General features: G+C 72.8%; 19 protein-coding genes. 6 read left to right on the top strand and 13 right to left on the bottom strand.

All coding sequences use genetic code 11. From position 1 onward, the window contains the following. Window positions 1-3: 3 nt before the first annotated feature. The 3 genes from Sm713_RS27970 to Sm713_RS27960 all read right to left on the bottom strand — a co-directional run bounded on the left by Sm713_RS27970 (window position 4) and on the right by Sm713_RS27960 (window position 2,732). Window positions 4-948, bottom strand: a complete 945-nt coding sequence (locus Sm713_RS27970) for an HAD family hydrolase (RefSeq protein WP_212912804.1) — start codon at window positions 946-948, stop codon at window positions 4-6. Window positions 949-1,047: 99 nt separating this feature from the next. Continuing rightward, window positions 1,048-2,079, bottom strand: coding sequence for a bifunctional 5,10-methylenetetrahydrofolate dehydrogenase/5,10-methenyltetrahydrofolate cyclohydrolase (locus tag Sm713_RS27965; RefSeq protein WP_212912803.1), 1,032 nt, complete (start codon window positions 2,077-2,079; stop codon window positions 1,048-1,050). Continuing rightward, entirely contained in the window at window positions 2,076-2,732 is a 657-nt protein-coding gene (locus tag Sm713_RS27960; protein ID WP_249416740.1) for a cyclodeaminase/cyclohydrolase family protein, read from the bottom strand. Before Sm713_RS27960 ends, Sm713_RS27965 begins: the two co-directional genes overlap by 4 nt. A 633-nt stretch (window positions 2,733-3,365) precedes the next feature. On the opposite strand from Sm713_RS27960, the gene Sm713_RS27955 reads away from it, so the two are divergent. From Sm713_RS27955 to Sm713_RS27935, 5 genes are all read left to right on the top strand, one after another. Next, the gene (locus tag Sm713_RS27955) at window positions 3,366-4,397 is read left to right on the top strand and encodes an ABC transporter ATP-binding protein (protein ID WP_212914893.1); all 1,032 of its coding nucleotides are present in this window, start codon (window positions 3,366-3,368) and stop codon (window positions 4,395-4,397) included. Next, window positions 4,387-5,334: an ABC transporter permease gene (locus tag Sm713_RS27950; protein WP_374196080.1), complete on the top strand. Its 948-nt coding sequence runs from the start codon at window positions 4,387-4,389 to the stop codon at window positions 5,332-5,334. The genes Sm713_RS27955 and Sm713_RS27950 overlap by 11 nt, the downstream gene beginning before the upstream one ends. 76 nt (window positions 5,335-5,410) lie before the next feature. Next, entirely contained in the window at window positions 5,411-6,322 is a 912-nt protein-coding gene (locus Sm713_RS27945) for an ABC transporter ATP-binding protein (protein WP_212912802.1), read from the top strand. Between the two features lie 11 nt (window positions 6,323-6,333). Beyond that, complete coding sequence (locus Sm713_RS27940) at window positions 6,334-7,053, top strand: ABC transporter permease (protein ID WP_212912801.1); 720 nt, start codon at window positions 6,334-6,336, stop codon at window positions 7,051-7,053. A 726-nt stretch (window positions 7,054-7,779) separates the two neighbouring features. Then, window positions 7,780-8,022 carry a hypothetical protein gene (locus Sm713_RS27935; protein ID WP_212912800.1) on the top strand — a complete coding sequence of 81 codons (243 nt, stop codon included), beginning with the start codon at window positions 7,780-7,782 and terminating at the stop codon, window positions 8,020-8,022. Here the strand turns inward: Sm713_RS27935 and Sm713_RS27930 are convergent. From Sm713_RS27930 to Sm713_RS27890, 9 genes are all read right to left on the bottom strand, one after another. Then, window positions 7,982-8,863 carry an HAD family hydrolase gene (locus tag Sm713_RS27930; protein WP_212912799.1) on the bottom strand — a complete coding sequence of 294 codons (882 nt, stop codon included), beginning with the start codon at window positions 8,861-8,863 and terminating at the stop codon, window positions 7,982-7,984. The two genes, Sm713_RS27935 and Sm713_RS27930, sit on opposite strands and share 41 nt — an antisense overlap. Continuing rightward, window positions 8,860-10,134 (bottom strand): serine--tRNA ligase, encoded by a 1,275-nt coding sequence (gene serS, locus Sm713_RS27925; RefSeq protein ID WP_212912798.1) that lies wholly within the window; start codon window positions 10,132-10,134, stop codon window positions 8,860-8,862. The genes Sm713_RS27930 and serS overlap by 4 nt, the downstream gene beginning before the upstream one ends. Window positions 10,135-10,773: 639 nt before the next feature. Next, window positions 10,774-11,709 carry a prephenate dehydratase gene (gene pheA / locus Sm713_RS27920; protein ID WP_212912797.1) on the bottom strand — a complete coding sequence of 312 codons (936 nt, stop codon included), beginning with the start codon at window positions 11,707-11,709 and terminating at the stop codon, window positions 10,774-10,776. Window positions 11,710-12,023: 314 nt separating this feature from the next. Continuing rightward, window positions 12,024-13,484, bottom strand: a complete 1,461-nt coding sequence (efeB, locus tag Sm713_RS27915) for an iron uptake transporter deferrochelatase/peroxidase subunit (RefSeq protein ID WP_249416739.1) — start codon at window positions 13,482-13,484, stop codon at window positions 12,024-12,026. 6 nt (window positions 13,485-13,490) lie between these two features. Further along, on the bottom strand, window positions 13,491-15,737 hold the full coding sequence (locus Sm713_RS27910; RefSeq protein ID WP_212914891.1) for a copper resistance protein CopC: 2,247 nt from the start codon (window positions 15,735-15,737) through the stop codon (window positions 13,491-13,493). A gap of 4 nt (window positions 15,738-15,741) precedes the next feature. Then, a complete protein-coding gene (locus Sm713_RS27905; RefSeq protein WP_249416738.1) occupies window positions 15,742-16,290 on the bottom strand; it encodes a copper chaperone PCu(A)C in 549 nt (182 codons plus the stop codon). Between the two features lie 209 nt (window positions 16,291-16,499). Next, window positions 16,500-17,171: an SCO family protein gene (locus tag Sm713_RS27900; RefSeq protein ID WP_212912796.1), complete on the bottom strand. Its 672-nt coding sequence runs from the start codon at window positions 17,169-17,171 to the stop codon at window positions 16,500-16,502. 314 nt (window positions 17,172-17,485) lie between these two features. After that, window positions 17,486-18,220 (bottom strand): YcnI family protein, encoded by a 735-nt coding sequence (locus tag Sm713_RS27895; RefSeq protein WP_212912795.1) that lies wholly within the window; start codon window positions 18,218-18,220, stop codon window positions 17,486-17,488. Window positions 18,221-18,448: 228 nt separating this feature from the next. Beyond that, on the bottom strand, window positions 18,449-19,387 hold the full coding sequence (locus tag Sm713_RS27890; RefSeq protein WP_212912794.1) for a hypothetical protein: 939 nt from the start codon (window positions 19,385-19,387) through the stop codon (window positions 18,449-18,451). Window positions 19,388-19,805: 418 nt separating this feature from the next. On the opposite strand from Sm713_RS27890, the gene Sm713_RS27885 reads away from it, so the two are divergent. Beyond that, the gene (locus tag Sm713_RS27885) at window positions 19,806-20,258 is read left to right on the top strand and encodes an ATP-binding protein (RefSeq protein WP_212912793.1); all 453 of its coding nucleotides are present in this window, start codon (window positions 19,806-19,808) and stop codon (window positions 20,256-20,258) included. A 184-nt stretch (window positions 20,259-20,442) separates the two neighbouring features. Here the strand turns inward: Sm713_RS27885 and Sm713_RS27880 are convergent, their stop codons facing one another. Continuing rightward, window positions 20,443-21,951 carry an aminopeptidase P family protein gene (locus tag Sm713_RS27880; RefSeq protein WP_212912792.1) on the bottom strand — a complete coding sequence of 503 codons (1,509 nt, stop codon included), beginning with the start codon at window positions 21,949-21,951 and terminating at the stop codon, window positions 20,443-20,445. Window positions 21,952-22,156: the final 205 nt, after the last annotated feature.

Raw genomic sequence — 22,156 nt, 5'->3', positions numbered from 1 at the left:
CGGTCAGCGTTCCAGCAGGAGCTGCTCGATGACCGCCGCGACCCCGTCGTCGTTGTTGCCGGCCGTGCGGCCCGAGGCGGCGGCCAGTACCGCGGGGTGGGCGTTGCCCACGGCGTAGGAGGTGCCCGCCCACGTGAGCATCTCGACATCGTTCGGCATGTCGCCGAAGGCGACCACCTCGGCCGGTGAGATGCCGCGCTCCGCGCAGCACAGCGCCAGCGTGCTGGCCTTGGAGACGCCGGCTCCGCTGATCTCCAGCAGGGCGCTGGGGCTGGACCGGGTGATCGTCGCACGGCTGCCGACCTCGGCCCTGGCGAGGGCCATGAACGCGTCGGGGGACAGCTCGGGGTGGTACGCGAGGACCTTCAGGACGGGCTGGTCCGCGACGCCGGCCTGGTCGGAGAGCAGCTTCTCCGCGGGCGCGACGCTCTCGCCCGGCTCCAGGTGCAGCGGCGGGTAGGTGGGCTCGTGGTGCAGCCCGCCGGTCAGTTCCACGGCGAACGACGTGCCGGGGGCGACCGACCGCAGGATGTCCACGACCTCGCGCGCTCGCGGCCGCTCCAGCGGACGTATCTTGACGAAGCGGTGCCCGCTGAACCACTCCCCCTCGGCGCCCGCGTCGAGCCCCGCGCCGGGCTGCCCGGACGCCCCTGCCGCGCTGCCGTGCAGGTCCACCACCGCGGCCCCGTTTCCGCAGATGGCGAGGCCGTGGCCGTGGACGTGCTCGCTGACCACGCCCATCCAGCGGGCCGGCCGGCCGGTCACGAAGAAGACCTCGATGCCGGCCTCCTCGGCGGCGGCGAGCGCGGCCACCGTGCGCCGTGAGACGGACTTGTCGTCGCGCAGCAGCGTGCCGTCCAGGTCGGTCGCGATCAGCCGCGGCCGGACGGGACGGTCGGAGGTCCGGGGCTGTGCGGTGGCTGAGGTCACGCTGGCATTGTCCCGCATATGCCAACGGAGGCGGCGTCATATGCCAAACGCGTGTGCGCGCACACCGATCCGACGCTCAGGCCGATCCGACGCCCAGGCCGATCCCACCCGCCACCCCTACAGCGTCAGCGCCGCCCGCACCGTGTGCTGGAGCAGGAGTGCCGTCGTGACCGGGCCGACGCCGCCCGGGACCGGGGTGATCGCGCCCGAGCGCGCCCCGGCGGCCGGGTCGACGTCGCCGACCAGGGTGCCGTCCTCGGTGACGTTGGTGCCCACGTCGATGATGACCGTGCCGGGGCTGACGTCGTCCGGGGTGATCAGCCGCGGCCGGCCCACCGCCGCCACCAGCACGTCGGCGGTCCGGGTGAGCGCCGGGAGGTCCGTGGTGCGCGAATGGCAGACGGTGACCGTGGCGTTGCGGTCCAGCAGCAGGTGGGCGGCGGGTTTGCCGACGACGGTGGAGCGGCCGACGACCACCGCGTGGCGGCCCGCGAGCGGGATCTTGTGGTGGTCGAGCAGCGCGATCACGGCCTCCGCGGTCGCGGGCGCGAACGCGGGGAGACCGGCGGCCAGGCGTCCGAGGGAGAGCGGGTTCGCGCCGTCCACGTCCTTCACGGGATCGATCGCGGACGCCAGGTCCTCCAGGCGCGCCCCGGTGGGAAGCGGCGTCTGGAGGATGATCCCGTGCACCCCCGGCTCGGCGCTCAGCTCCCGAAGCCGCGCGCGGATGGCGGGCGCGGGGGCCTCGGGCCCGAGGTCGACGACCGTGCAGACCAGGCCCGCCTTCTCCGCGCTGCGGGCGATCGAGCGCACGTACCAGGCGCTGGAGTCGTCCGCGGTCGCGGTCACCACGGCCAGGTGCGGCGGGGTCCCGCGGGCGGCCAGCTCGGCGGCGCGCTCGGCGGCGTCGGTGCGCAGGGCCGCGGCCAGCTCCCGGCCCTGCAGCTCCCGGACGCGGGGCGGGACGGCGTCCGTCGCCGCGTCCACCGAGGTCGGGGCGTCCGCGGGTGCGGTGACCGTGCGGTCCTGCGCGGTGTACGGGGTCGTGCCTGCCGTGTTCGACGTGCCGGCCGTGTCCGTGCTGCGGAACGTGCCCGGCGTGCCGGTCGTACCGTCCTCGGCGGCCGGGCCGTGGGAACCGCCCGTCATGACGCGATCTCCTTGCGGACGGCAGCGGTGATCTGGTCGGCGCGGGCCGTGATGACGTCGACCCGGTGGACCGCCTCGGTCAGCTCGGCCCGTACCAGGGGGTCCTTGATGCCCGTGAGGTTGATCTCGACGTTGATCCGGGCGGTGGTGGCGGCCGCGCGGGCCGCCTCGGCCGCGGCGGCCACGTCGCTGATGACGTTGCGGTTCGCGGCCGGCAGCAGTTCCTCGGCCAGTTCGACGGTGCGCAGGGCGGTGCAGATGACCTCGCGGGGCGGGGTCGCGGCGGCGGCCAGCGCGCGGGCGATGGCCGCCGATCGGGCGGCCTTCTCCTCGTCGGTGCCGCGGGGCAGCCGGTAGGCGTCGGTGACGGCGGTGAAGGCCCGGGCGTCGTCCTCGGCGAGGGTCACGGCCGTGGTGCACAGGTCGTCACAGGCGGCGGTGACACGGGAGACGAGTGCGGCGTGCGCCGCGTACTTCTCGCCGGTGCTGTAGCGGGCGACCATGCCCAGCAGCGCGGCGGCCTGCGCGGCGTGCAGCCCGGCGACCGCGCCCCCGCCCGGGGCGGGCACCCGGGCGGCGAGGCGCCCGAGGAAACCGTCGATGGTCTCGTCCCGCAGGGGGCGTTCGGCAGGCGGGGACTGATCGTTGCGCATGGGCGCGCGCCTCCAGGACGTCGGAGCGGGATCCGCCGACATCCTTTCACGGGCGCCACCCGCGCCCCTCGCGGACGCACCGCCGGAACCGCCACGGCCCGCCGGCGAGGCACCTGCGCGGTAGCAGCGGCCCCCTTACGGCGTGCCCCCGCGCCCCCGCGGCGACCTGCCCGTAGGATCCTGCCAGCAATGGTCCGGACGTTTGCTCTCCGCAACTCCGGACGCCGGCGCCGCCGCATCCCACGTGCTCCGCCCCGTCCCCGCGAGGCCACTCGCAGATGCCGGGAAGTTCACTCGGGAAAACACCCGGGCGAGGTTTGATCCACAGCGAAGTACGGTTATCCACAGGCGAATTGGGGTTACCTGTGGACAACGGGGGAGCGACTGGGGGCCTTTTGGCAGGCCATGCCGGTTTGCTACCGCATCGATCCCGGCGCTCACATGGCCGCGGTGAGGGGCCGACCCCGGCGGCCCCACATCCCGCCCAGGGAACAGTCGCCCGCACCGCCGGCCACACCGTCCCTCCCCCCGAGGTCTGACCCCTACGGGCCCGTACGACTGGAGGCTGAGGCGGGTCCGGCACTCCAGTCTGACGCCGGGGACGGGCGCCGCCCCTACCTTCGATGTGTGACTGTGATCGCGACCGAAAGCCTGAGCAAGCGGTTCCCGAGGGTGACCGCTCTTGACCGGCTCTCCGTGGATATCGGGCCCGGTGTGACCGGACTCGTAGGGGCCAACGGAGCCGGCAAGTCCACACTGATCAAGATCCTGCTGGGTCTGTCGCCCGCCAGCGAGGGCCGTGCCGCCGTGCTCGGCCTGGACGTGGCGACGAAGGGCGCGGAGATCCGCGAACGGGTCGGGTACATGCCCGAGCACGACTGCCTGCCGCCCGACGTCTCGGCCACCGAGTTCGTCGTGCACATGGCGCGCATGTCGGGGCTGCCGCCCACCGCGGCCCGCGAGCGCACCGCGGACACCCTGCGGCACGTCGGCCTCTACGAGGAGCGCTACCGGCCCATCGGCGGCTACTCGACCGGCATGAAGCAGCGCGTCAAGCTGGCGCAGGCCCTCGTCCACGACCCGCAGGTCGTCTTCCTGGACGAGCCCACCAACGGGCTCGATCCGGTGGGCCGCGACGACATGCTCGGGCTGATCCGCAGAGTGCACACCGACTTCGGGATCACCGTCCTCGTCACCTCGCACCTGCTGGGCGAGCTGGAGCGCACCTGCGACCACGTCGTCGTCATCGACGGCGGAAAGCTGCTCCGCTCCAGCGCCACCACCGACTTCACGCAGATCACCACCACCCTCGCCGTCGAGGTCACCGACACCGACGAGCACCCGGACGGCACCACCGCCCTGCGGGAGGCGCTCGCCGCGCGCGGCGTCACGACCGAGTCCGGCAGCGGCCTGCCCGGCGCGGGCCACATCGTGCTGCTCACCGCCGACGGCGAGCAGACCTACGACGTCGTCCGCGACACCGTCGCCGACCTCGGACTCGGCCTGGTCCGCATGGAACAGCGCCGGCACCGGATCGCGGAGGTCTTCCGCGCCGAGGAGCAGGGCGGCACCGGCGACGCGGGCCACAGCGCGCCCGCGGGCGGCGACGCGACCCCCGCCCACCCCGACGAGCAGCACAAGGAGGCGGTCCGCCATGGCGGCTGAGCACACCGGGCCGACCGGCCCCGCGGCCATGACCGGGGTGGGGGCGGGCGCGGCCGGAACGGCCGAGCAGACCCGGATCCACAACATCGGCTACCGCAACTACGACGGCCCCCGGCTGGGCCGCGCCTACGCCACCCGCTCGCTGTACTCGCAGTCCCTGCGCGGCGCCTACGGCCTCGGCCGCTCGGCGAAGTCCAAGGTGCTGCCGGTGATCCTGCTGGTGGCGATGGTCGCCCCCGCGCTGATCATCGTGGCCGTCACCGTCGCCACCAAGGCGAAGGACCTGCCGCTGGACTACACGCGCTACGCGATCATCCTCCAGGCGGTCATCGGCCTCTACCTGGCGGCGCAGGCCCCGGTCTCCGTCTCCCGCGACCTGCGGTTCAAGACGGTACCGCTGTACTTCTCCCGTCCCATCGAGCACGGCGACTACGTGCGCGCGAAGTACGCCGCCATGGCGTCCGCCCTGTTCATCCTCACGGCGCTGCCCCTGCTGGTGCTCTACGTGGGCGCGCTGCTCGCGAAGCTCGACTTCGCGGACCAGACGAAGGGTTTCCTCCAGGGGTTGGTCTCCGTGGCACTGCTCTGTCTCCTCTTCGCCGGCATAGGCCTCGTCATCTCGGCGATCACACCGCGCCGCGGCTTCGGCATCGCGGCCGTCATCGCCGTCCTGACGATCTCCTACGGCGCGGTCTCCACCGTCGAGGCCATCGCGTTCAACCAGGGCAGCCGGGACGTCGTCGGCTGGCTCGGCCTGTTCTCGCCGATCACGCTGATCGACGGGGTGCAGAGCGCGTTCCTCGGCGCGAGCTCCGCGGCGCCCGGCGCCCCCGACATCTCCGCCGGCCAGGGCGTGGTCTACCTGGTGGTCGTGCTCGGCCTCATCGCCGGGTGCTACGGGCTGCTGATGCGGCGCTACCGGAAGGTCGGCCTGTGACGACCGCCCTGACGACCGCCCGCTCCTCCTCCGTCCCGCCGCCCGCGACCACCCTTCCAAGGAGGGGGCCCCGCCCATGAGCACTCTTCAGATCGATCACGCGTCGCGCTGGTTCGGCAACGTCGTCGCGGTCAACGACGTCACGATGTCCATCGGCCCCGGCGTCACCGGACTGCTCGGCCCGAACGGCGCGGGCAAGTCCACCCTCATCAACATGATGGGCGGCTTCCTCGCCCCCTCCACCGGCACGGTCACCCTCGACGGCCAGGCGATCTGGCGCAACGAGCAGATCTACCGGACCATCGGCCTCGTGCCGGAGCGTGAGGCGATGTACGACTTCCTCACCGGCCAGGAGTTCGTCGAGGCCAACGCCGAACTGCACGGCCTGGGCCCCGCTCAGGCGCGCCGCGCGCTCGCCACCGTCGAGATGGAGTACGCCCAGGACCGCAAGATCTCCACGTACAGCAAGGGCATGCGGCAGCGCGTGAAGATGGCTTCCGCGCTGGTGCACGAGCCGTCCGTGCTGCTGCTCGACGAGCCGTTCAACGGCATGGACCCGCGCCAGCGGCTCCAGCTGATGGAGCTGCTGCGCAGGATGGGCGACGAGGGCCGCACGGTGCTGTTCTCCTCGCACATCCTGGAGGAGGTCGAGCAGCTCGCCTCGCACATCGAGGTGATCGTCGCGGGCCGGCACGCCGCGTCCGGCGACTTCCGCAAGATCCGCCGCCTGATGACCGACCGGCCGCACCGCTACCTGATCCGCTCCAGCGACGACCGGACGCTCGCCGCGGCGCTGATCGCGGACCCGTCGACGGCCGGCATCGAGGTGGACGCCCAGGAGGGCGCCCTGCTCATCCAGGCGGTCGACTTCGGGCGCTTCACGACGCTGCTGCCCCGGCTCGCGCGGGAGAACGGCGTCAGGCTGTTCGCGGTCTCGCCGTCCGACGAGTCCCTTGAGTCCGTCTTCTCGTATCTCGTCGCGGCGTAGGAGGCCGAAGGATGTACAACCCCACAGTCGCGCGGCTCGCCTACAAGTCGCTGCTCGGCCGCCGCCGGGCCCTGATCCTCTTCGTCCTGCCGGCCCTGCTGCTGGTGATCGCGGCGGCGGTCCGCGGCTTCAGCGGCGCGGACGACCAGACGGCCTCCGACGTGCTCGGCGGCTTCGCGCTGGCCACCATGGTGCCGATCATCGGCGTGATCGCGGGCACGGGTGCGATCGCGCCCGAGATCGACGACGGCTCGGTGGTGTACCTGCTGGCGAAGCCGGTCAAGCGGTCCACGATCACCCTTACCAAGCTGATCGTGGCGATCTCGGTGACGATGGCCTTCTCGGCCATTCCCACGCTGCTCGCCGGGCTCATCCTGAACGGCAACGGGCAGCAGGTCGCCGTCGCCTACACGATCGCCGCGCTGGTCTCGTCGATCGCGTACGCGGCGATCTTCCTGCTGCTCGGCACCGTCACCCGGCATGCGGTGGTCTTCGGGCTCGTCTACGCGCTGGTGTGGGAGGCGCTCTTCGGGTCGTTCGTCTCCGGGGCCCGTACGTTGAGCGTGCAGCAGTGGTCGCTTGCGGTTGCCCACAAGGTGGCCGGGAACGATCTCGTCACCTCTGAGGTGGGGCTTACCACGGCGACCGTGTTGCTGGTCGTGGTGACGGTTGCGGCTACGTGGTATGCGGGGCAGAAGCTGCGTGCGTTGAAGTTGGTCGGGGAGGAGTAGTTCCCCGGCCTGGCCCCTTTCTGGCTCGGGGGTGCGGCCCGGGGGTGGCTGCCGCCGGGGGCACGGGGTCGGTTCGCGGGTTGTCCTCGGTGCGGGCCCCGAGCCCCTTTCTGGCTGATGCCGCTTTCTGGGGAGCGCTGAGCTTTGGCAGGGGCGCGGGGAACTGCGCGAGCAACCATCTGCTGCGGGTGGTCCGGAGACGGCCTGATCTGCCCCCTTGGGTCGGTGGCGAAGCTCACCGTTGGCCGTGGTTTTTTGCGCAGTTCCCCGCGCCCCTTGTGGGGCGCGGGCTGCGTCGTCTGGGGCGGGGCCGTGGGGGGATATCCGTCCTCGATCCGGCGCCCTCCCGTCGTCCGGATGGTTCTCTGGGCCTGGCGCCGGCTGCTGCGGGCGGACATCCCCCCACGTCCCCTCGCGTATCGTCGGCGACTGCGGCTGGGTGGGGGCTGGGGGCCATCGGCCGTGTCGGAGACTCGTCGTGGGCGCGTAAGCGCCTGATAAGGGGCGCGGGGAACTGCGCGACAAGCCACCGCCGGCCGTCGATATGGATGCGGCCATAGCTGGGCCAAACTGATCAAAACGGTTCGCCCACGGCGAACACATCTTGACGCCGCCTTCACCCCGATTTGCGGACACTGGTCTAGTGGGTGAGCGCGCCCCCGGGTCCCCGCCGGGTGCCGAACGTGCAGGTGGGGTGCCGAGCGCGCCGTCGAGTTAGGAGCAGTGATGGGCAGCGAGCCCAGGCCGGACGGGGAGCGTCCCGCCGGCGGAGAGCCGTGGGACGAGGTCAGCCTCGACGACGATTTCATACGCCTCGCGCCGCGGCGCGAGCCGTCCGCGCGGGCGCGCATGCTTGCCGCGCGCTGGCGCAACAGCGCTCCGGAGCCCCAGCCGTGGCGTTCCGACGAGCCCCCGGCGGGCTGGTTCTTCAGCCGGGCGCGGCGTCGCTGGTGGCGCAGGAGGCACTGAGCAGGTCCTCCAGGACGAGGGCGATGCCGTCGTCGTCGTTGGAGGCCGTCATCTGGTCCGCGACGGCGCGCAGCTCCGGGTGGGCGTTCGCCATCGCCACCCCGTGCGCGGCCCAGGAGAACATGGGGATGTCGTTCGGCATGTCGCCGAAGGCGAGGGTGTCCGCGGCCAGGACGCCGAGGCGCCGCGCGGCCAGCGAGAGACCGGTGGCCTTGGTGAGGCCGAGCGGCAGCAGCTCGACCATGGCCTCGCCCGCCATGGTCACCTCGACCAGCTCCCCGGCGGCGCCGCGTGCCAGCCGCACCAGCTCGTCGTCGTCGATGCCGGGGTGCTGGAGGTAGATCTTGTTCAGCGGCGCGGACCACAGCTCGGCCCGGTCGGTGAACGGGGTGACGGGCATCGGCCCCTCGTGCACCCGGTAGCCGGGACCCACCAGGACGTCCGCGTCCAGACCGTCACGGCTCGCGGAGATCGCCAGCGTGCCCGTCACGGCCTCGATCCGCTCCAGCGCGAGGGCGGCCAGCTTCCGGTCCAGCGTCACCGACGTGATCAGCCGGTGCGCGCCCGCGTCGTAGAGCTGCCCGCCCTGGCCGCACACCGCGAGTCCCCGGTAGCCGAGGTCGTCCAGGATGTACCGGGTCCAGGCCACCGAGCGACCGGTGACGACGAGGTGTGCCGCTCCCGCGGACGTGGCCGCGGCGAGTGCCGCGCGGGTGCGCTGGGAGACGGTCTCGTCGGAGCGCAGCAGCGTCCCGTCGAGATCGGTGGCGACCAGCCGGTACGGGAAGGGACCATCGCCCGCGGCCCGCTGCCCGTCGGGCGAGGGCCGAAGCTCCGTCACGCGACCGGCTCCAGGACCTCGCGGCCTTGGAGGTAGGGCCGCAGCACCTCGGGGACCCGCACGGAGCCGTCCGCCTGCTGGTGGTTCTCCAGCAGCGCGACGATCGTGCGGGGCACGGCGCACAGCGTGCCGTTGAGCGTGGCGAGCGGGCGGACCTTCTTGCCCTCGCGCATCCGGATGGCGAGCCGCCGCGCCTGGAACTCCGTGCAGTTCGACGCGGACGTCAGCTCGCGGTACTTGCCCTGGGTGGGGATCCACGCCTCGCAGTCGAACTTCCTGGACGCCGAGGCTCCCAGGTCGCCGGTGGCCACGTCGATCACCCGGAACGGCAGCCCCAGCGAGGTGAGCCACTGCTTCTCCCAGTTCAGCAGCCGCTCGTGCTCGGCCTCGGCGTCCTCGGGAGCGACGTACGAGAACATCTCGACCTTGTCGAACTGGTGGACCCGGAAGATGCCCCGGGTGTCCTTGCCGTAGGTGCCGGCCTCGCGGCGGTAGCAGGGCGAGAAGCCGGCGTAGCGCAGCGGGAGGCGGTCGGCCTCCAGGATCTCGTCCATGTGGTACGCGGCGAGGGGGACCTCGGAGGTGCCGACCAGGTAGTAGTCGTCCTCCTGGAGGTGGTAGACGTTCTCCGCGGCCTGCCCGAGGAAGCCGGTGCCCTCCATGGCGCGCGGGCGGACCAGCGCGGGCGTCAGCATGGGGATCAGCCCGGCCTCGGTGGCCTGTGCGATGGCGGCGTTGACGAGCGCGAGTTCGAGGAGGGCGCCGACGCCGGTGAGGTAGTAGAAGCGCGATCCGGAGACCTTGGCGCCGCGCTCGACGTCGATGGCGCGCAGCGCCTCGCCCAGCTCCAGGTGGTCCTTGGGCTCGAAGCCCTCGGCGCCGAAGTCGCGGATGGTGCCGTGCGTCTCCAGGAGGGTGAAGTCGTCCTCGCCGCCCACGGGCACGTCCTCGTGCACGACGTTGCCGAGCTTCAGCAGGAGCGTCCTGGTCTCCTCGTCGGCCTCGTCGCGCTCCGCGTCGGCGGCCTTGACCGCGGTGGCGAGCTCGCCGGCCTTCGCCAGGAGGTCCTGCTTCTCCTCCCCGGCGGCCTTCGGGATGAGCTTGCCGAGCGACTTCTGCTCGGAGCGCAGCTCGTCGAAGCGGATGCCGGACGACCTGCGCCGCTCGTCGGCCAAGAGCAGGGCGTCGACGAGCGCGGCGTCCTCACCACGGGCGCGCTGGGAGGCGCGGATGCGGTCGGGGTCCTCACGGAGCTGGCGAAGGTCAATCACGCCTCAAGGCTACCGGTGCCCGCCCCAGGGTCACGAGCCGCTATTCCCCCTGGCCTCGGTGGTGAGGTGCCCGGCGACCGGCATGCCCGAATTGCCGGAAAGGGAAATCCCGGAATGCGGGGCGTGCCCTCGGAGGGGAAGAAGCTGAATTATGCGTTCCCCGGATCGTCAAGCCGCTGCCGCGGATTCCCTGGTACGAGGGAGTGAGCGGGCGGTGAATTGACCCGATTCCGGTGCGGGGAAGGGGACTTGGGGGCCGCTCCGAGCTCCCGTTGTCCACAGGTATCCACATGCCCCGGAAAAGTTATCCACAGCCTGTGTGGAAGATCTGTGGATACAGCCAGGTTACCGCGAGCGCACGGAAAGTGATCATTCCGAAATCGGTCGGGAACGGGACGATTCTCTCAGCAAACCGCGCGCAGCCCCACTTTCGAGTGGAATTGACTCGCTCCAAAGAGTTGATCTAGAGAAAACAGTGGACGGCTGATGAGTGCGGGGCTCCCGGGGCATCGCGGCGTCGCCCGGTGTCGGTGGGGCGATTTGTCGACTCTGTTGGGCTTGCGTGTCGACTTGTCCTCAGGTCGTCGAACAGCCTGTGGATAACTCCTGTGGACAACGTCCCGGGGGTGGAGGCCGCTGTCAGGAGCGGCCGTCCAGGCAGCGCGTCAGCCAGTCCGCGGCGGCCACGAAGTCGCTGTCGGCCGTCCCGGCACGCGGGGCGCCGATGTCCGTGGGCACCACACCGGCCCGCGGGTACGAGCCGAGGAAGCGGACCTGCGGGCAGATCCGCTTGAGCCCCATCAGCGCCTCGCCCACCCGGCGGTCCGTGATGTGGCCCTCGGCGTCCACCGAGAAGCAGTAGTTCCCGATGCCCCGGCCGGTGGGGCGGGACTCGATCCGCACCAGGTTCACGCCCCGGACGCTGAACTCCTGGAGCAGCTCCAGCAGGGCGCCCGGGTGGTCGTCGCCGAGCCAGATGACCACCGAGGTCTTGTCCGCGCCCGTCGGCGCGGAGGGCCGTGCCGGGCGGCCGACGAGGACGAAGCGCGTCTCGGCGTTGGCCGCGTCGTGGATGTCGGTGAACAGCGGCTCCAGGCCGTACGTCGCCGCGGCGAACTCCCCGGCGAACGCCCCGTCGAAGCGGCCCTCCTGGACCAGCCGGGCGCCGTCGGCGTTGGACGCCGCCGACTCCCACACGGCGTCCGGGAGGTGCGCCGCGAGCCAGTTGCGCACCTGGGGCTGGGCCACCGGGTGCCCGGTGACCGTCTTCACGTCCGCCAGCGTGGTGCCGGGACGCACCAGCAGCGCGAACGCGATCGGCAGCACCACCTCGCGGTAGATCATCAGCGGCTCGCCCTTGGCCAGCTCGTCGACGGTCGCGGTGACACCGCCCTCGACCGAGTTCTCGATGGGGACCAGCGCGCCCGAGGCCTCGCCGCTGCGCACCGCGTCCAGCGTCGCGGGGACGGACACCATGGGGACCAGCTCCCGGGTGGCCGCTTCCGGGAGTGTGCGCAGGGCGGCCTCGGTGAAGGTGCCCTCGGGGCCGAGATAGGTGAAGCGTGTCGCCGACATACCGTCACCCTAGTCGGAGTCCGGAGTGACCCCGGACACACCTCGGTGCCCGCACTCCGGAGGCGCTTCGCGCCCGTGCGGTTCTAGGTCGTGTCCGGCGGATCTTCGTGGATCAGCCTGCGGCGTCTGGTGCCGTGCATCGCAAGGCGGAGGATCGTCCTCGTACGGGGCGTACTCGGATGACTCCGACAACGCGGCGAGGTGCGGTGCTGGGGGGCACTCCCCCACTGCCTGAAGGGCGTGGGAGGTACCCCCTCCCACGCCCTTCAGGCAGTGGGGGAGTCGCGGGCCCACGAAGATCCGCCGGACACGGCCTAGGCCTCCAGGAGCCGCTGGCCCACGTACTCGCCGTCCGCCGGGCCGCCCGGCACCGCGAACAGGCCGCTGGCCTCGTGGCGGATGAACGCCGAGAGCGCGTCGCCCCGGTCGAGCTTGCGCTGCACGGGGACGAAGCCGCGCAGCGGATCGGCCTGCCAGCAGATGAAGAGCAGTCCCGCGTCCGGGGTGCCGTCCGCCTCGAACCCGTCGTGGTACGAGAACGGGCGGCGCAGCATCGCGGCACCGCCGTTCTGGTCGGGGCGGGTGATACGGGCGTGGGCGTTCAGGGGTATCACCGGCTTGCCGCCGGCCTCCAGGCGGTCGAGCTTCATCTCGGTCCGCTCGGTGCCGCCGGTCAGCGGTGCGCCGGTGGACTTCCGCCGCCCGATGACGTGCTCCTGCTCCGGCACGGTCAGCCGCTCCCAGTCGTCGAGCAGCATCCGGATGCGGCGTACGACGGCATAGGAGCCGTGCGCCATCCACTCGGGAGCCGTCCCGGCGGAGACGAAGATGCGCTGGTCGAAGTCGTGGTCGGAGGGCTTGGGGTTGTCGGTGCCGTCGATCTGGCCCATCAGGTTGCGGGTGGTCATCGGGTGGGCGGTGGCACCGGGCGACCGGTTGAAGCCGTTCATCTGCCACCGCACCCGGGCCACGTCCGCCGCGTCCTTCTGGAGGGCGCGCAGGGCGTGGAAGGCGACCAGGGCGTCGTCCGCGCCGATCTGCACCCACAGGTCTCCGTTGCTGCGCCGGGGATCGAGCCGGTCGGAGGAGAAGTCGGGCAGCGGGTCCAGGGCGAGGGGGCGCTCCTTCTCCAGGCCGGTGCGGGTGAAGAAGGAGTGCCCGAAGCCGAAGGTCACGGTCAGCGAGGCCGGTCCGGCGTCGAGGGCTATCCCGGTGTCGTGCCCGCCCGCGGCCACGGGTTCCCCCGCCATCAGCTGAGCGGCCGTGGCCGACCAGCGGCGCAGCAGGGCGGCGGCCTCCTTGCGGCCCTTGCCGGCGCGCAGGTCGAAGGCGATCAGATGACCGCTGGCCTGCATCGGGGTGGTGATGCCGGGCTGATGTTTCCCGTGAAACATCGCCGTGGCCGAGCCGAGGGTGGTGAGCGGAGCCCCACCCGCTCCGTCGGCCCCGGCCCCGTCCCCGGAGGAGCCGTCCCCGCCGGCCGCGGCATACCCCGCGGCCCCGCCCGCCGCGCCGAGGACCAGCCCGGCGGCGCCCGTGGCGCCCGCGGTACCGAGCAGGCGGCGCCGGGTGAGCTGGGCGGGGATCGGGGGCGTGGGGTGGCCGCTTTCCGCGGGGTGGTCGCCGTCCGTTAGGCGGTTGCCTTCCGTGGGGCGGCTGCTTTCCGCGAGGCCGTCGCCGGTGGGGGTGGCGTCCGTGCCGCCGGCAGCCGTGGAGCCCGTGTCAGTGGGGCCGGAGGTGTGCCGGGGGCCGGAGGGGTGGGCAGGGTCCGCCATGGTGGGTCAGCCGATCTTCGCGTTCTTGTACACGGTCGTTTCGTCGATGTCGGAGGTGCGGACGGTGATGGCGAACTGCCAGTCGCCCGCCATCGGGATGTCCAGGCCCTTCACGGTCCACTCGCCCGCCGCCGCGCGCTTGGGCGTGGTGCGCAGCGGGCCGATGTGGTGGGACTTGAGGGTGAGGGCGACCTGTACCTCGGGGACGTTGATCATCCCGCCCGTCGGGTCCATCACCATGATGTCCATGGTGTTCGGGCCCGGCCGGCTGGGGTCGAGCGTGAGCATCACCGTGCCCTGGCCCTTGGGGCCGCCGGTGTCGAACGGCACGTCCAGGGAGACCGGCGGGGCCTGCTCACCGGGGACGACCGCCGCCGCCCCGCCGGCCTGCTCGGCCTGTTCCGCGGTGCGGCCGGTCTCCGTGGTGGTCAGGATGGTGGCGACGGCCAGCACCACGACCGCGACGGCCGCCTCGGCGAGCACCGAGCGGCGCAGCCCGGCACGGACCGGGTCGGCGTCGCGCTGCCGCTTCCGGCGGGCCAGGGCCATGGCCGCACGCTGCCGGGCGAGCTGGGCGGTACGGGCGGGGGAGGCGTCCGGGGTGGGCTCCGTTTCCGAGGGGGCGGCGGCGCTCGCCGCGGTGCCGCCGAGTTCAGCCCCGTCCGCCTCCGGGCCCTCGTGCTCCGGCCCCTCGTGCCCCGCCGCGCCCGGTGCCGGTGCGTCCGGGCTTGGGGCACCCGCGCCTCCGCCCGCCGCGCCGACCGCGCCGACCGCGGCGGGCGCGAGGCTTCCGGCGCGCTCGGTGCTGCCCACGGCCGCCGCGGTGTCCGTGAGGCGTCCGGTCCAGCGGCGCGAGGCGGCGGCGATGCCGACGGTCACGGCGACCAGGCCGACCTTGACCAGCAGGATCCGCCCGAAGTCCGTGCCGGTGAGCGCGGAGAACGTGCCGACCTGCCGCCATGTCTGGTAGAGCCCGGTGGCCACCACGGCGAGCACGCTGCAGAACGCCAGCGCCGAGAACCGCCGCACCGCCGCCGCTTCGATGGACGGCGTCCGGTACAGCGCGGTGAGGAGCACCGCGAGCCCGCCGAGCCAGGCCGCCACGGAGAGCAGGTGCACGACGTCCAGCGGGATGGCGACCCGGGTCTGGAGCCCGACGGAGGCGTGCTCCGACAGTGCCCAGGTGGCCGCGAGCCCGATCGCGACGACCGCGCCTCCGACGGAGAGCCCGAACGCGAGGTCGCCCGAGCCCCCGGACCCGTCACCACCGGAGCCCGGCCCCCCGGAACCGGAACGGGAAGCGGCACCTGAGCCGGAACGGGAAGCGGCACGGGCACCGGATGCGGCACCGGAACCGTCACCGTCCCCGGCCTCGTCGCCGTCCCCGACTCCGGCCTTGTCACCCTTCCCGGCTCCGGCCTCGTCCCCCTTCCCGTCCTCCTCGATCCGCCGCGCGTACGCCCCGAAGAGCACCGCGACGAACAGCGCCGCCACCGCGAGCAGCAGCAGCCGGGAGACGAGCGCCGTGCCCTCCTTGGTGCCCAGCACGTCGTGGAGCAGGCCCAGGTCGACGACGTCGGAGACCTTCCCGGAACCGGTGTAGGCGCCCCGCATCAGCAGCAGCGCCAGCGTGGCCGCGGTGATCGCCACCCAGCCGGCGACCACCAGCCGCTGCACCGGGCGCACCCCGGCACCCCTCGGCCAGCAGACCAGCACGAACGCGGCGCCGCCCACCAGCAGGATGAACCCCGCGTACGACACGTACCGGGCGGTGTCGTAGAGCCCGCCGAGCAGGCCGCCCCCCGCCGCCTGCTTCGGCAGCGCCACGGAGGTCCTGGACGGCGCTCCCACGGAGAACGTCCAGGCCCCGGAGACGGGGTGGCTGTCCGCGGAGATCACCTGGTAGGCGACCGTGTACGTGCCGTGCGGCAGGCCGGACCGCAGCGGCACCTGATACGTGTCGGACGCCGTGTGGGCGACCGTGCCGGCGGTGGCGCTGCGGCCCGCCGGATCGAGCACCCGCACTCCGTCGCCCTTGATGCTGACCTCCTCGGAGAAGGTCAGCGACACGTGCGCCGGGGCCTTCTGGACCACCGCGCCCTCCCGCGGGTCGCTGCCCGTGAGGGCGGCATGGGCGCCGGCGGGCGCCGCGCCGCCCAGCAGGACGGCGACGCAGGCGAGGACGCACAGGACGGCCGCGTACAGTGCCCGGCGGTCGGGCCCGGGGCGGAGGGGGATGCTCTGCACGGTCAGCTCCTCACGGTGTGGCGGTGCCGCCGGTGCCGGCGGTGTCCGCGGTGTCGTCTTCGGCCTTTCCGGACGAGCCCCCGGTAGCGGGGTTGTACGTGGCGGGCCGCACCGGGACCTTGATGGTGACGGTTCCGGAGCGGGTGAAGTTCAACCGGACGGTGACGGTCTCACCCACCTTGGGCTTGTGCGTGAGCCGCTCGAACATCAGGTGGTTGCCGCCGCGGGTGAAGTCCAGCGAGCCGTTGGCGGGCACGGCGAAGGACTTCTGCATCTCCATCCGCCCGCTGACCGTGCGGTGCAGGGTCACCCGGTCGGCGATGTCGCTGGTCACGGACGTGAGGGTGTCGCCGCCACCGGTGTCGTGGACGGTGAGGAAGCCGGCGGCGAGTCCGGTGTCGACCGGCTCCGGGAGGTAGGCGCCGTCGACCCGGATGTGCGGCGGAGCCTTCTCGGCCGCCGCGCTGCCGTCCTTCCCGCCGGATCCCGTGGTGCCGCCGCACCCGGCGAGCACTCCGCATCCCGCCACGGCGACCAGCGCCAGCGCGGCCACCCGCACGCGCCCCCGGGACCAGGCCCGGGACCAGGCCCGGGGCGAGACGGGCGCAGCGGTGCGGGAAGCCGGCTCCGCACCGCTCCCGGAAGCCGGGGCCGAACCGCGCCCGGAAGCCGGCTCCGCACCGCTCCCGGGAGCCGGGGCCGAACCGCGCCCGGCAGCCGGCTCCGCGCCGTTCCCGGGAGCCGGGCCCGCGCCGGATTCGCCCCCGGTCACGGCCGCTCCCCCCGCACTATCTTCGGGAGGTCCTTGGTGTAGTCGTCGACGGTGGCGTTCTCGTGGTAGAGCAGGTAGCCGCCGTCCGTCTTCGGCGAGAAGGCGACGACCTGGGTGCCGTGGGTGGACACGACGGTGCCGTCCTTCTCCTTCTTCGGCGGGTCGATGCTGATGCCGAGCGACCGTGCGGCGCGCTGGATGGCCGGGAACTGACCGGTCAGGCCGACGAAGTCGGGGTCCTGCTGGCGCAGCCAGCTGCCGAGCGCGGCCGGGGTGTCGCGCTCGGGGTCGGTGGTGACGAAGACGACGCGGAGCTTGTCCTGCTCCGCCTTCGGGAGCTGCTTCTTGGCCACCGCGATGTTGCTCATCGTCAGCGGGCAGATGTCGGGGCAGTGCGTGTAGCCGAAGTAGAGGAGCGTGGGCCGGCCCTTGGTCTCGGCACGCAGGTCGTACTTCTTGCCGTGGGTGTCGGTGAGCGAGAGGTCGGGCTTGTCGAACGGCGGGTCGAGCACCGTGAACGACCGCCCGCCGGACGACGAGTCCGAGTCGGCCTGGACGGTGACGGGCTTGCCGGAGCCGTCGTCGCCGCTGCCGCTCCCGCACGCGGACAGGGCCAGCACGGCCGAGGCGAGCAGTGCGGTGGTCAGGGGCAGGGTCTTCTTGCGCATCAGTTGGTCCCAGATGGTGATGTCACGGGGGTACCGGAGCGGGTACGGCCCCGAGCTGGCGTCTCCGGGGTGCGTGGCGGCGCGTACGGCGCACACGTTCGCGCCTGCCGTATGCGCGCGGGTGGGTCCGCGCGCGTACGGGCACCGTACGGCGCCACGCACCCCGGAAAGAGGCCCGGGTCGGGCGGTGGCCCCACGGGGCCCCTCCGCCGGAGCGGAACGGGAACCCGGGCCCGGTTGAGCGGGGCGGGCGGGTGGCCGTGGCACGGGAGCCGCAGCCTGAGCCGGCCGGTTCCGCCGCCCGCCCCCGGGGCTCAGCTGGTGGTGCGGCGGCGTCCGGCCAGTACGCCGAACGCCACGCCTAGCACGCCCACGACGATGCCGATGATGCCCAGCACGCGCGCGGTGGTGTCGGAGCCGCCGGAGTCGCCGGCTGCCGCAGTGCTCTCCTTGGTGGCGCCGCTCTTGTCGTCGCTCGCGGACCGCGCACCGCTCTGTCCGTCCTCGGCGGGGGCGGCAGTGAGCTGAAGCGAGGGCGCGGGGTTCTCGGGCTCCGGCTGTCCCTTCTGCTGCTCCTCGATCCAGCGGACGACCTCGTGATTGGAGTAGGTCTGAAGGGCCTTGAACATCAGGGCGTCGGCGTCCTCGGGCAGCTTGCCGACCGAGACCGGGAACTTCTGGAAGTAGCCGGGCTCGATGCCCTTGCCATCCGCCGTCCAGGTCACCTTGGAGACGGCCTCGTCGATCGTGCCGTCCTCCGACTTGAGGGGCTTGGACAGCTTGCTCTTGGTGATCTTGATGGTCCAGCCCGGGACGGGCTGCGGTGCGACGGAGGCCAGCGGGTGCTGCTGGTAGGGGAAGCTCACCTCAAGCTTGGTGGTCGAGGCGTTGTCGCGCTCGTTGGGCACCTTGAAGTCGAGCACGGCGTAGCCGCCCTTGGCGGCCTGGCCCTCGGGCGCCACGGTGACGTGCGCGAAGGCGGGGGCGGACAGGCCGAGCACGGCGAACGCGGCGGTGGCGCCCACCACGGTGACGCGGGAAACCTTCATGGTCGGAGAACTCCATGGTCAGGAGGGGGTCGTCCTCACTCGGCGGGTGCCGGTGAGTCAGGCACGCGGGCGCGTGCCGCACGACACCGCTCCATGCGGGCGACCGGAGGCGGGGCAGGGCTCATCCGGGGTCTCGCCGCTCCGGCGGGGCCCGGCCGGATGGCACGGGCGTGCGGGGCGACGGGGCCGGGTCCGATGAACCGGTGCCCGAATGTCGGCGGTGTCGTGTCAGGCTGCGAGCGCGAAGGCGCGGGCGGTGGGCGGCCCGCGCCGGATCACGGCGTGCTGGAGGACGGCCGCCTGCGGCCGGGGTGGAGCGTCTTCGGCGGGGCGGGCCTGGCGCGGGCCCGTGTGGGACGGGCCGGGCAGGCCGGCACGCAGGGCGCGCAGCAGGTGGAGCGCGGCGCGCAGCGCGCGGACCAGCGCGGCCTCGGCGACGCCGAGCGCGGAGAGCGCCACCAGCCGGAAGACGGCGAGGTCGCCGCGGCGCAGCAGCCATCCGGCGGCCACCGCCGCCAGCGCGTGGCCGAGCAGCATGGGCAGCGACGGCAGCGTGAGCATGGCGTGCAGCGGCGGCACCATGTACGCGGTCGGCGACGAGCCGTTCCCGAGTCCGGGCAGGCCGCCGCCGGTGTGCGTGAGCATGTCGGCCGCGTGCGGGGACATGCCGTGCATCGCCGAGGACATGCCCTGCATCGAGGAGGGCATGTCGTGCGTCGAGGAGGACATGCCGGGGTGGTGGGAGCCCGTCATCGCAGGCATGTCCGGCATACCGGCCATAGTGGCGGCGTGCCCCGTCGGGGCAGCCTTCGCGGCGCCACCAGACATGCCCATGGAGCCCGACATGCCCATGGAGCCCGGCATCGTCATGGAGCGCGGCATGGCCATGGCGCACTGGCCGAGGCCGAAGAGGACGTGCAGGGTGATCTGCCCGGCCGCGAGCAGTGCCGCGATACCGGGGAGCGAGCGCTGCCGCCCGGCGAGCGGCAGGACGACGAGCAGCAGGGCGCCGAACCCGGCGGCCAGCGTCCACAGCGGGACCCTCGCCCCCGAGGCGAGACCGTGCCCCGCCGCGGACAGCGCGACGCAGACCGCGGTGAACACCGCGGCCCTCAGCAGCCGGAGGTCGGCTCCGGCGCGTGCCTCGCACGGGCGGGGGGCAGTCATGGCGCAGCCATCATCCCACTGCATACACAGGGTCCACGCGGCAGGTCCACAAGGTCGGGTTGGGTCCATCAGGTCACGCGGGGTCGCTATTGCGTCCACCGTCCGTAAGCCTCCCGGAATCTGGTGGGATATCCCACGATCCCGGGGCGTGTCCCCCGTCGAGTCCCGCCCTGGTTGACAGCCGTCCCGGAGGTGTTCCGGCGTTCGCGAAGGACGCGAGCGCGCCGGTCGCCTCCCGGCGCGCATGCCCATTCGTGCAGGTCCAGGGGGAGGACGGCCGTCCGGGCTGATCTCCATACCCTGACGCCCATGGTCAGCGCATCCGCCGAACGGGCGGTGTCGGATACGCGCTGGGCTTAGTTCCGTCCCCTTGAGGCAATACGTATCGGTATGTCGAGCCGCACCAGGAGGCTGGAGCATGAGCATCTTGTGGTCACTCCACTTGCGGCGCGAAGCTGCGAGCGTTCCGCTCGCCCGGCGCCTGCTGGTGGGCGCGATGGAGACCGCGGGGGTGGACCCCGACATCTCGTACGACCTCTCCGTCGCGCTCAGTGAGGCGTGCGCCAACGCCGTTGCGCATGGCGGCTCCGGTTCCGCCGGGGCGTCGGGCGCGTACCACGTCACCGCATATCTCGACGGCGAGAAATGCCGGATCGAAGTCGCCGACTCGGGCCCCGGCTTCCCCGCCGGGCGCCCGCCCGCCCTCACCCGCCCCGCCCCGCTGAGCACCGAGCACGGCCGCGGCCTCTGCCTGATCGAGGAGCTCGCGGACCACGTGCACTTCGGCAACAAGCCGGGCCGCAGGGGCGCGGTGGTGAGCTTCGACAAGATCCTCAAGTGGCGGGACAACGCACCACTGGTCGCATCCTGACGACCGGCACGCGGCGCCCCCGGTCAACGCGGCCCGGGGGCCCCGCGGGCCTTACACGTACGGGCCCGTGGACGTACGGATCCGTGAACGCACGGACCCGTGAACGCGGGCCGGCCCCCACCGGGGACCGGCCCGCCAACCTCTGAGTTCGGCCACCGGCAGCCGAGCCGGGCCGCCTGGGCCGTCAGCCCCTGAGCTTGGCCATCCACAGCTCGACCTCGTCGGAGCGGCGCGGCAGGCCCCCGGAGAGGTTCCTGTTGCCGTCCTCGGTGACGAGGATGTCGTCCTCGATGCGGACGCCGATGCCGCGGTACTCCTCAGGCACCGTCAGGTCGTCCGCCTGGAAATAGAGACCCGGCTCGACGGTGAGGCACATGCCGGGCTCCAGCACGCCGTCGACGTACGTCTCGCGGCGGGCCACCGCGCAGTCGTGCACGTCCAGGCCGAGCATGTGCCCGGTGCCGTGCAGCGTCCAGCGGCGTTGCAGCGCCAGCTCCAGGACCCGTTCCACCGGCCCCTCCACCAGGCCCCACTCGACGAGGCGGGCGGCCAGCACGCGCTGGGCGGCGTCGTGGAAGTCGCGGTACTTGGCGCCCGGCTTGACGGCTGCGATGCCGGCCTCCTGGGCGTCGTACACCGCGTCGTACACCTTCCTCTGCACCTCGGTGTACCGCCCGTTGACGGGCAGGGTGCGGGTGACGTCCGCGGTGTAGAGGGTGTGCGTCTCCACGCCGGCGTCGAGCAGGAGCAGTTCGCCGGAGCGCACCGGTCCGTCGTTGTGCTTCCAGTGCAGGGTGCAGGCGTGGGCGCCGGCGGCGCAGATGGAGCCGTAGCCGATGTCGTTGCCCTCGACGCGGGCGCGCAGGAAGAAGGTGCCCTCGATGTAGCGCTCGCTGGTGGCCTCGGCGCGGTCGAGCGTCTTCACGACGTCCTCGAAGCCGCGGACGGTGGAGTCCACGGCCTTCTGCAACTCGCCGATCTCGAACTCGTCCTTCACGAGCCGGGCCTCGGAGAGGAAGACGCGCAACTCGTCGTCGTGCTCGCCGGTGACCTTGTCGGCGAGGGCCGCCTCGATCCCGGCGTCGTGCCCGCGCACCACCCGGACGGGTCCGGTGGCCTCGCGCAGCGCCTCCGGGAGCAGGCGGACGTCGGCGGCGGCGATGCCGTAGACCTGTTCCGCCTCGGCGAGCGAGTGCCGCCGCCCGACCCACAGCTCGCCGGCCACCCCGTCCAGCCAGAACTCGCCGTTCTCGCGGTTGGAGCGGGGCCGCAGGTAGATGGTCGCCTTGTGCCCGCCGGCGGTGGGCTCCAGGACGAGGACGCCGTCCTCGGTCTGGTCACCGGTGAGGTAGGCGTACTCGACGGAGGCGCGGAAGGGGTACTCCGTGTCGTTGGAACGCGTCTTGAGGTTGCCCGCGGGGATCACCAGGCGCTCGCCGGGGAACCGCGCGGACAGCGCGGCACGGCGCGCCGCCGTGCGGTCGGCCTGGGCGAGGGGCGCCAGGCCGTGCAGCGCGGTGTCGGCCCAGCCGGACTTCATGTTCTCCGCGAGCTCGTCGGAGACGCCGGGGTACAGGCCGTTCTTCCGCTGCTTGATCGGCTTCTCCCCCTCCGGGGCCTCGACGGGCGACGCACTCTCTTCGGCCACGGCCTTCTCCTCACCTACGACACCACGTCCCGGAACGCCGTCCATCGTAATTGCGCACGTCCACGGCGAGCAGCCCCCTGCCTGGACACTGCCGGCGGCCGGTGTCCGGCGCACATCGCACCACCGCCCGTTCCGGGAGCGCCGCTCCTGCCCGCGCAACACGTTTGCGGCGCGCCCCGGCCAGGAACGAGCAGCCCCACCGGCCCGCAGCCGCGTACGAGACGAGAGGGGACACGGGGGGATGTGCGCG

Origin of the sequence: Streptomyces sp. TS71-3, from assembly GCF_018327685.1 — a bacterium.
Classification (GTDB): Bacteria; Actinomycetota; Actinomycetes; order Streptomycetales; family Streptomycetaceae; genus Streptomyces.
This window is presented reverse-complemented; position numbering and strand designations above follow the sequence as displayed.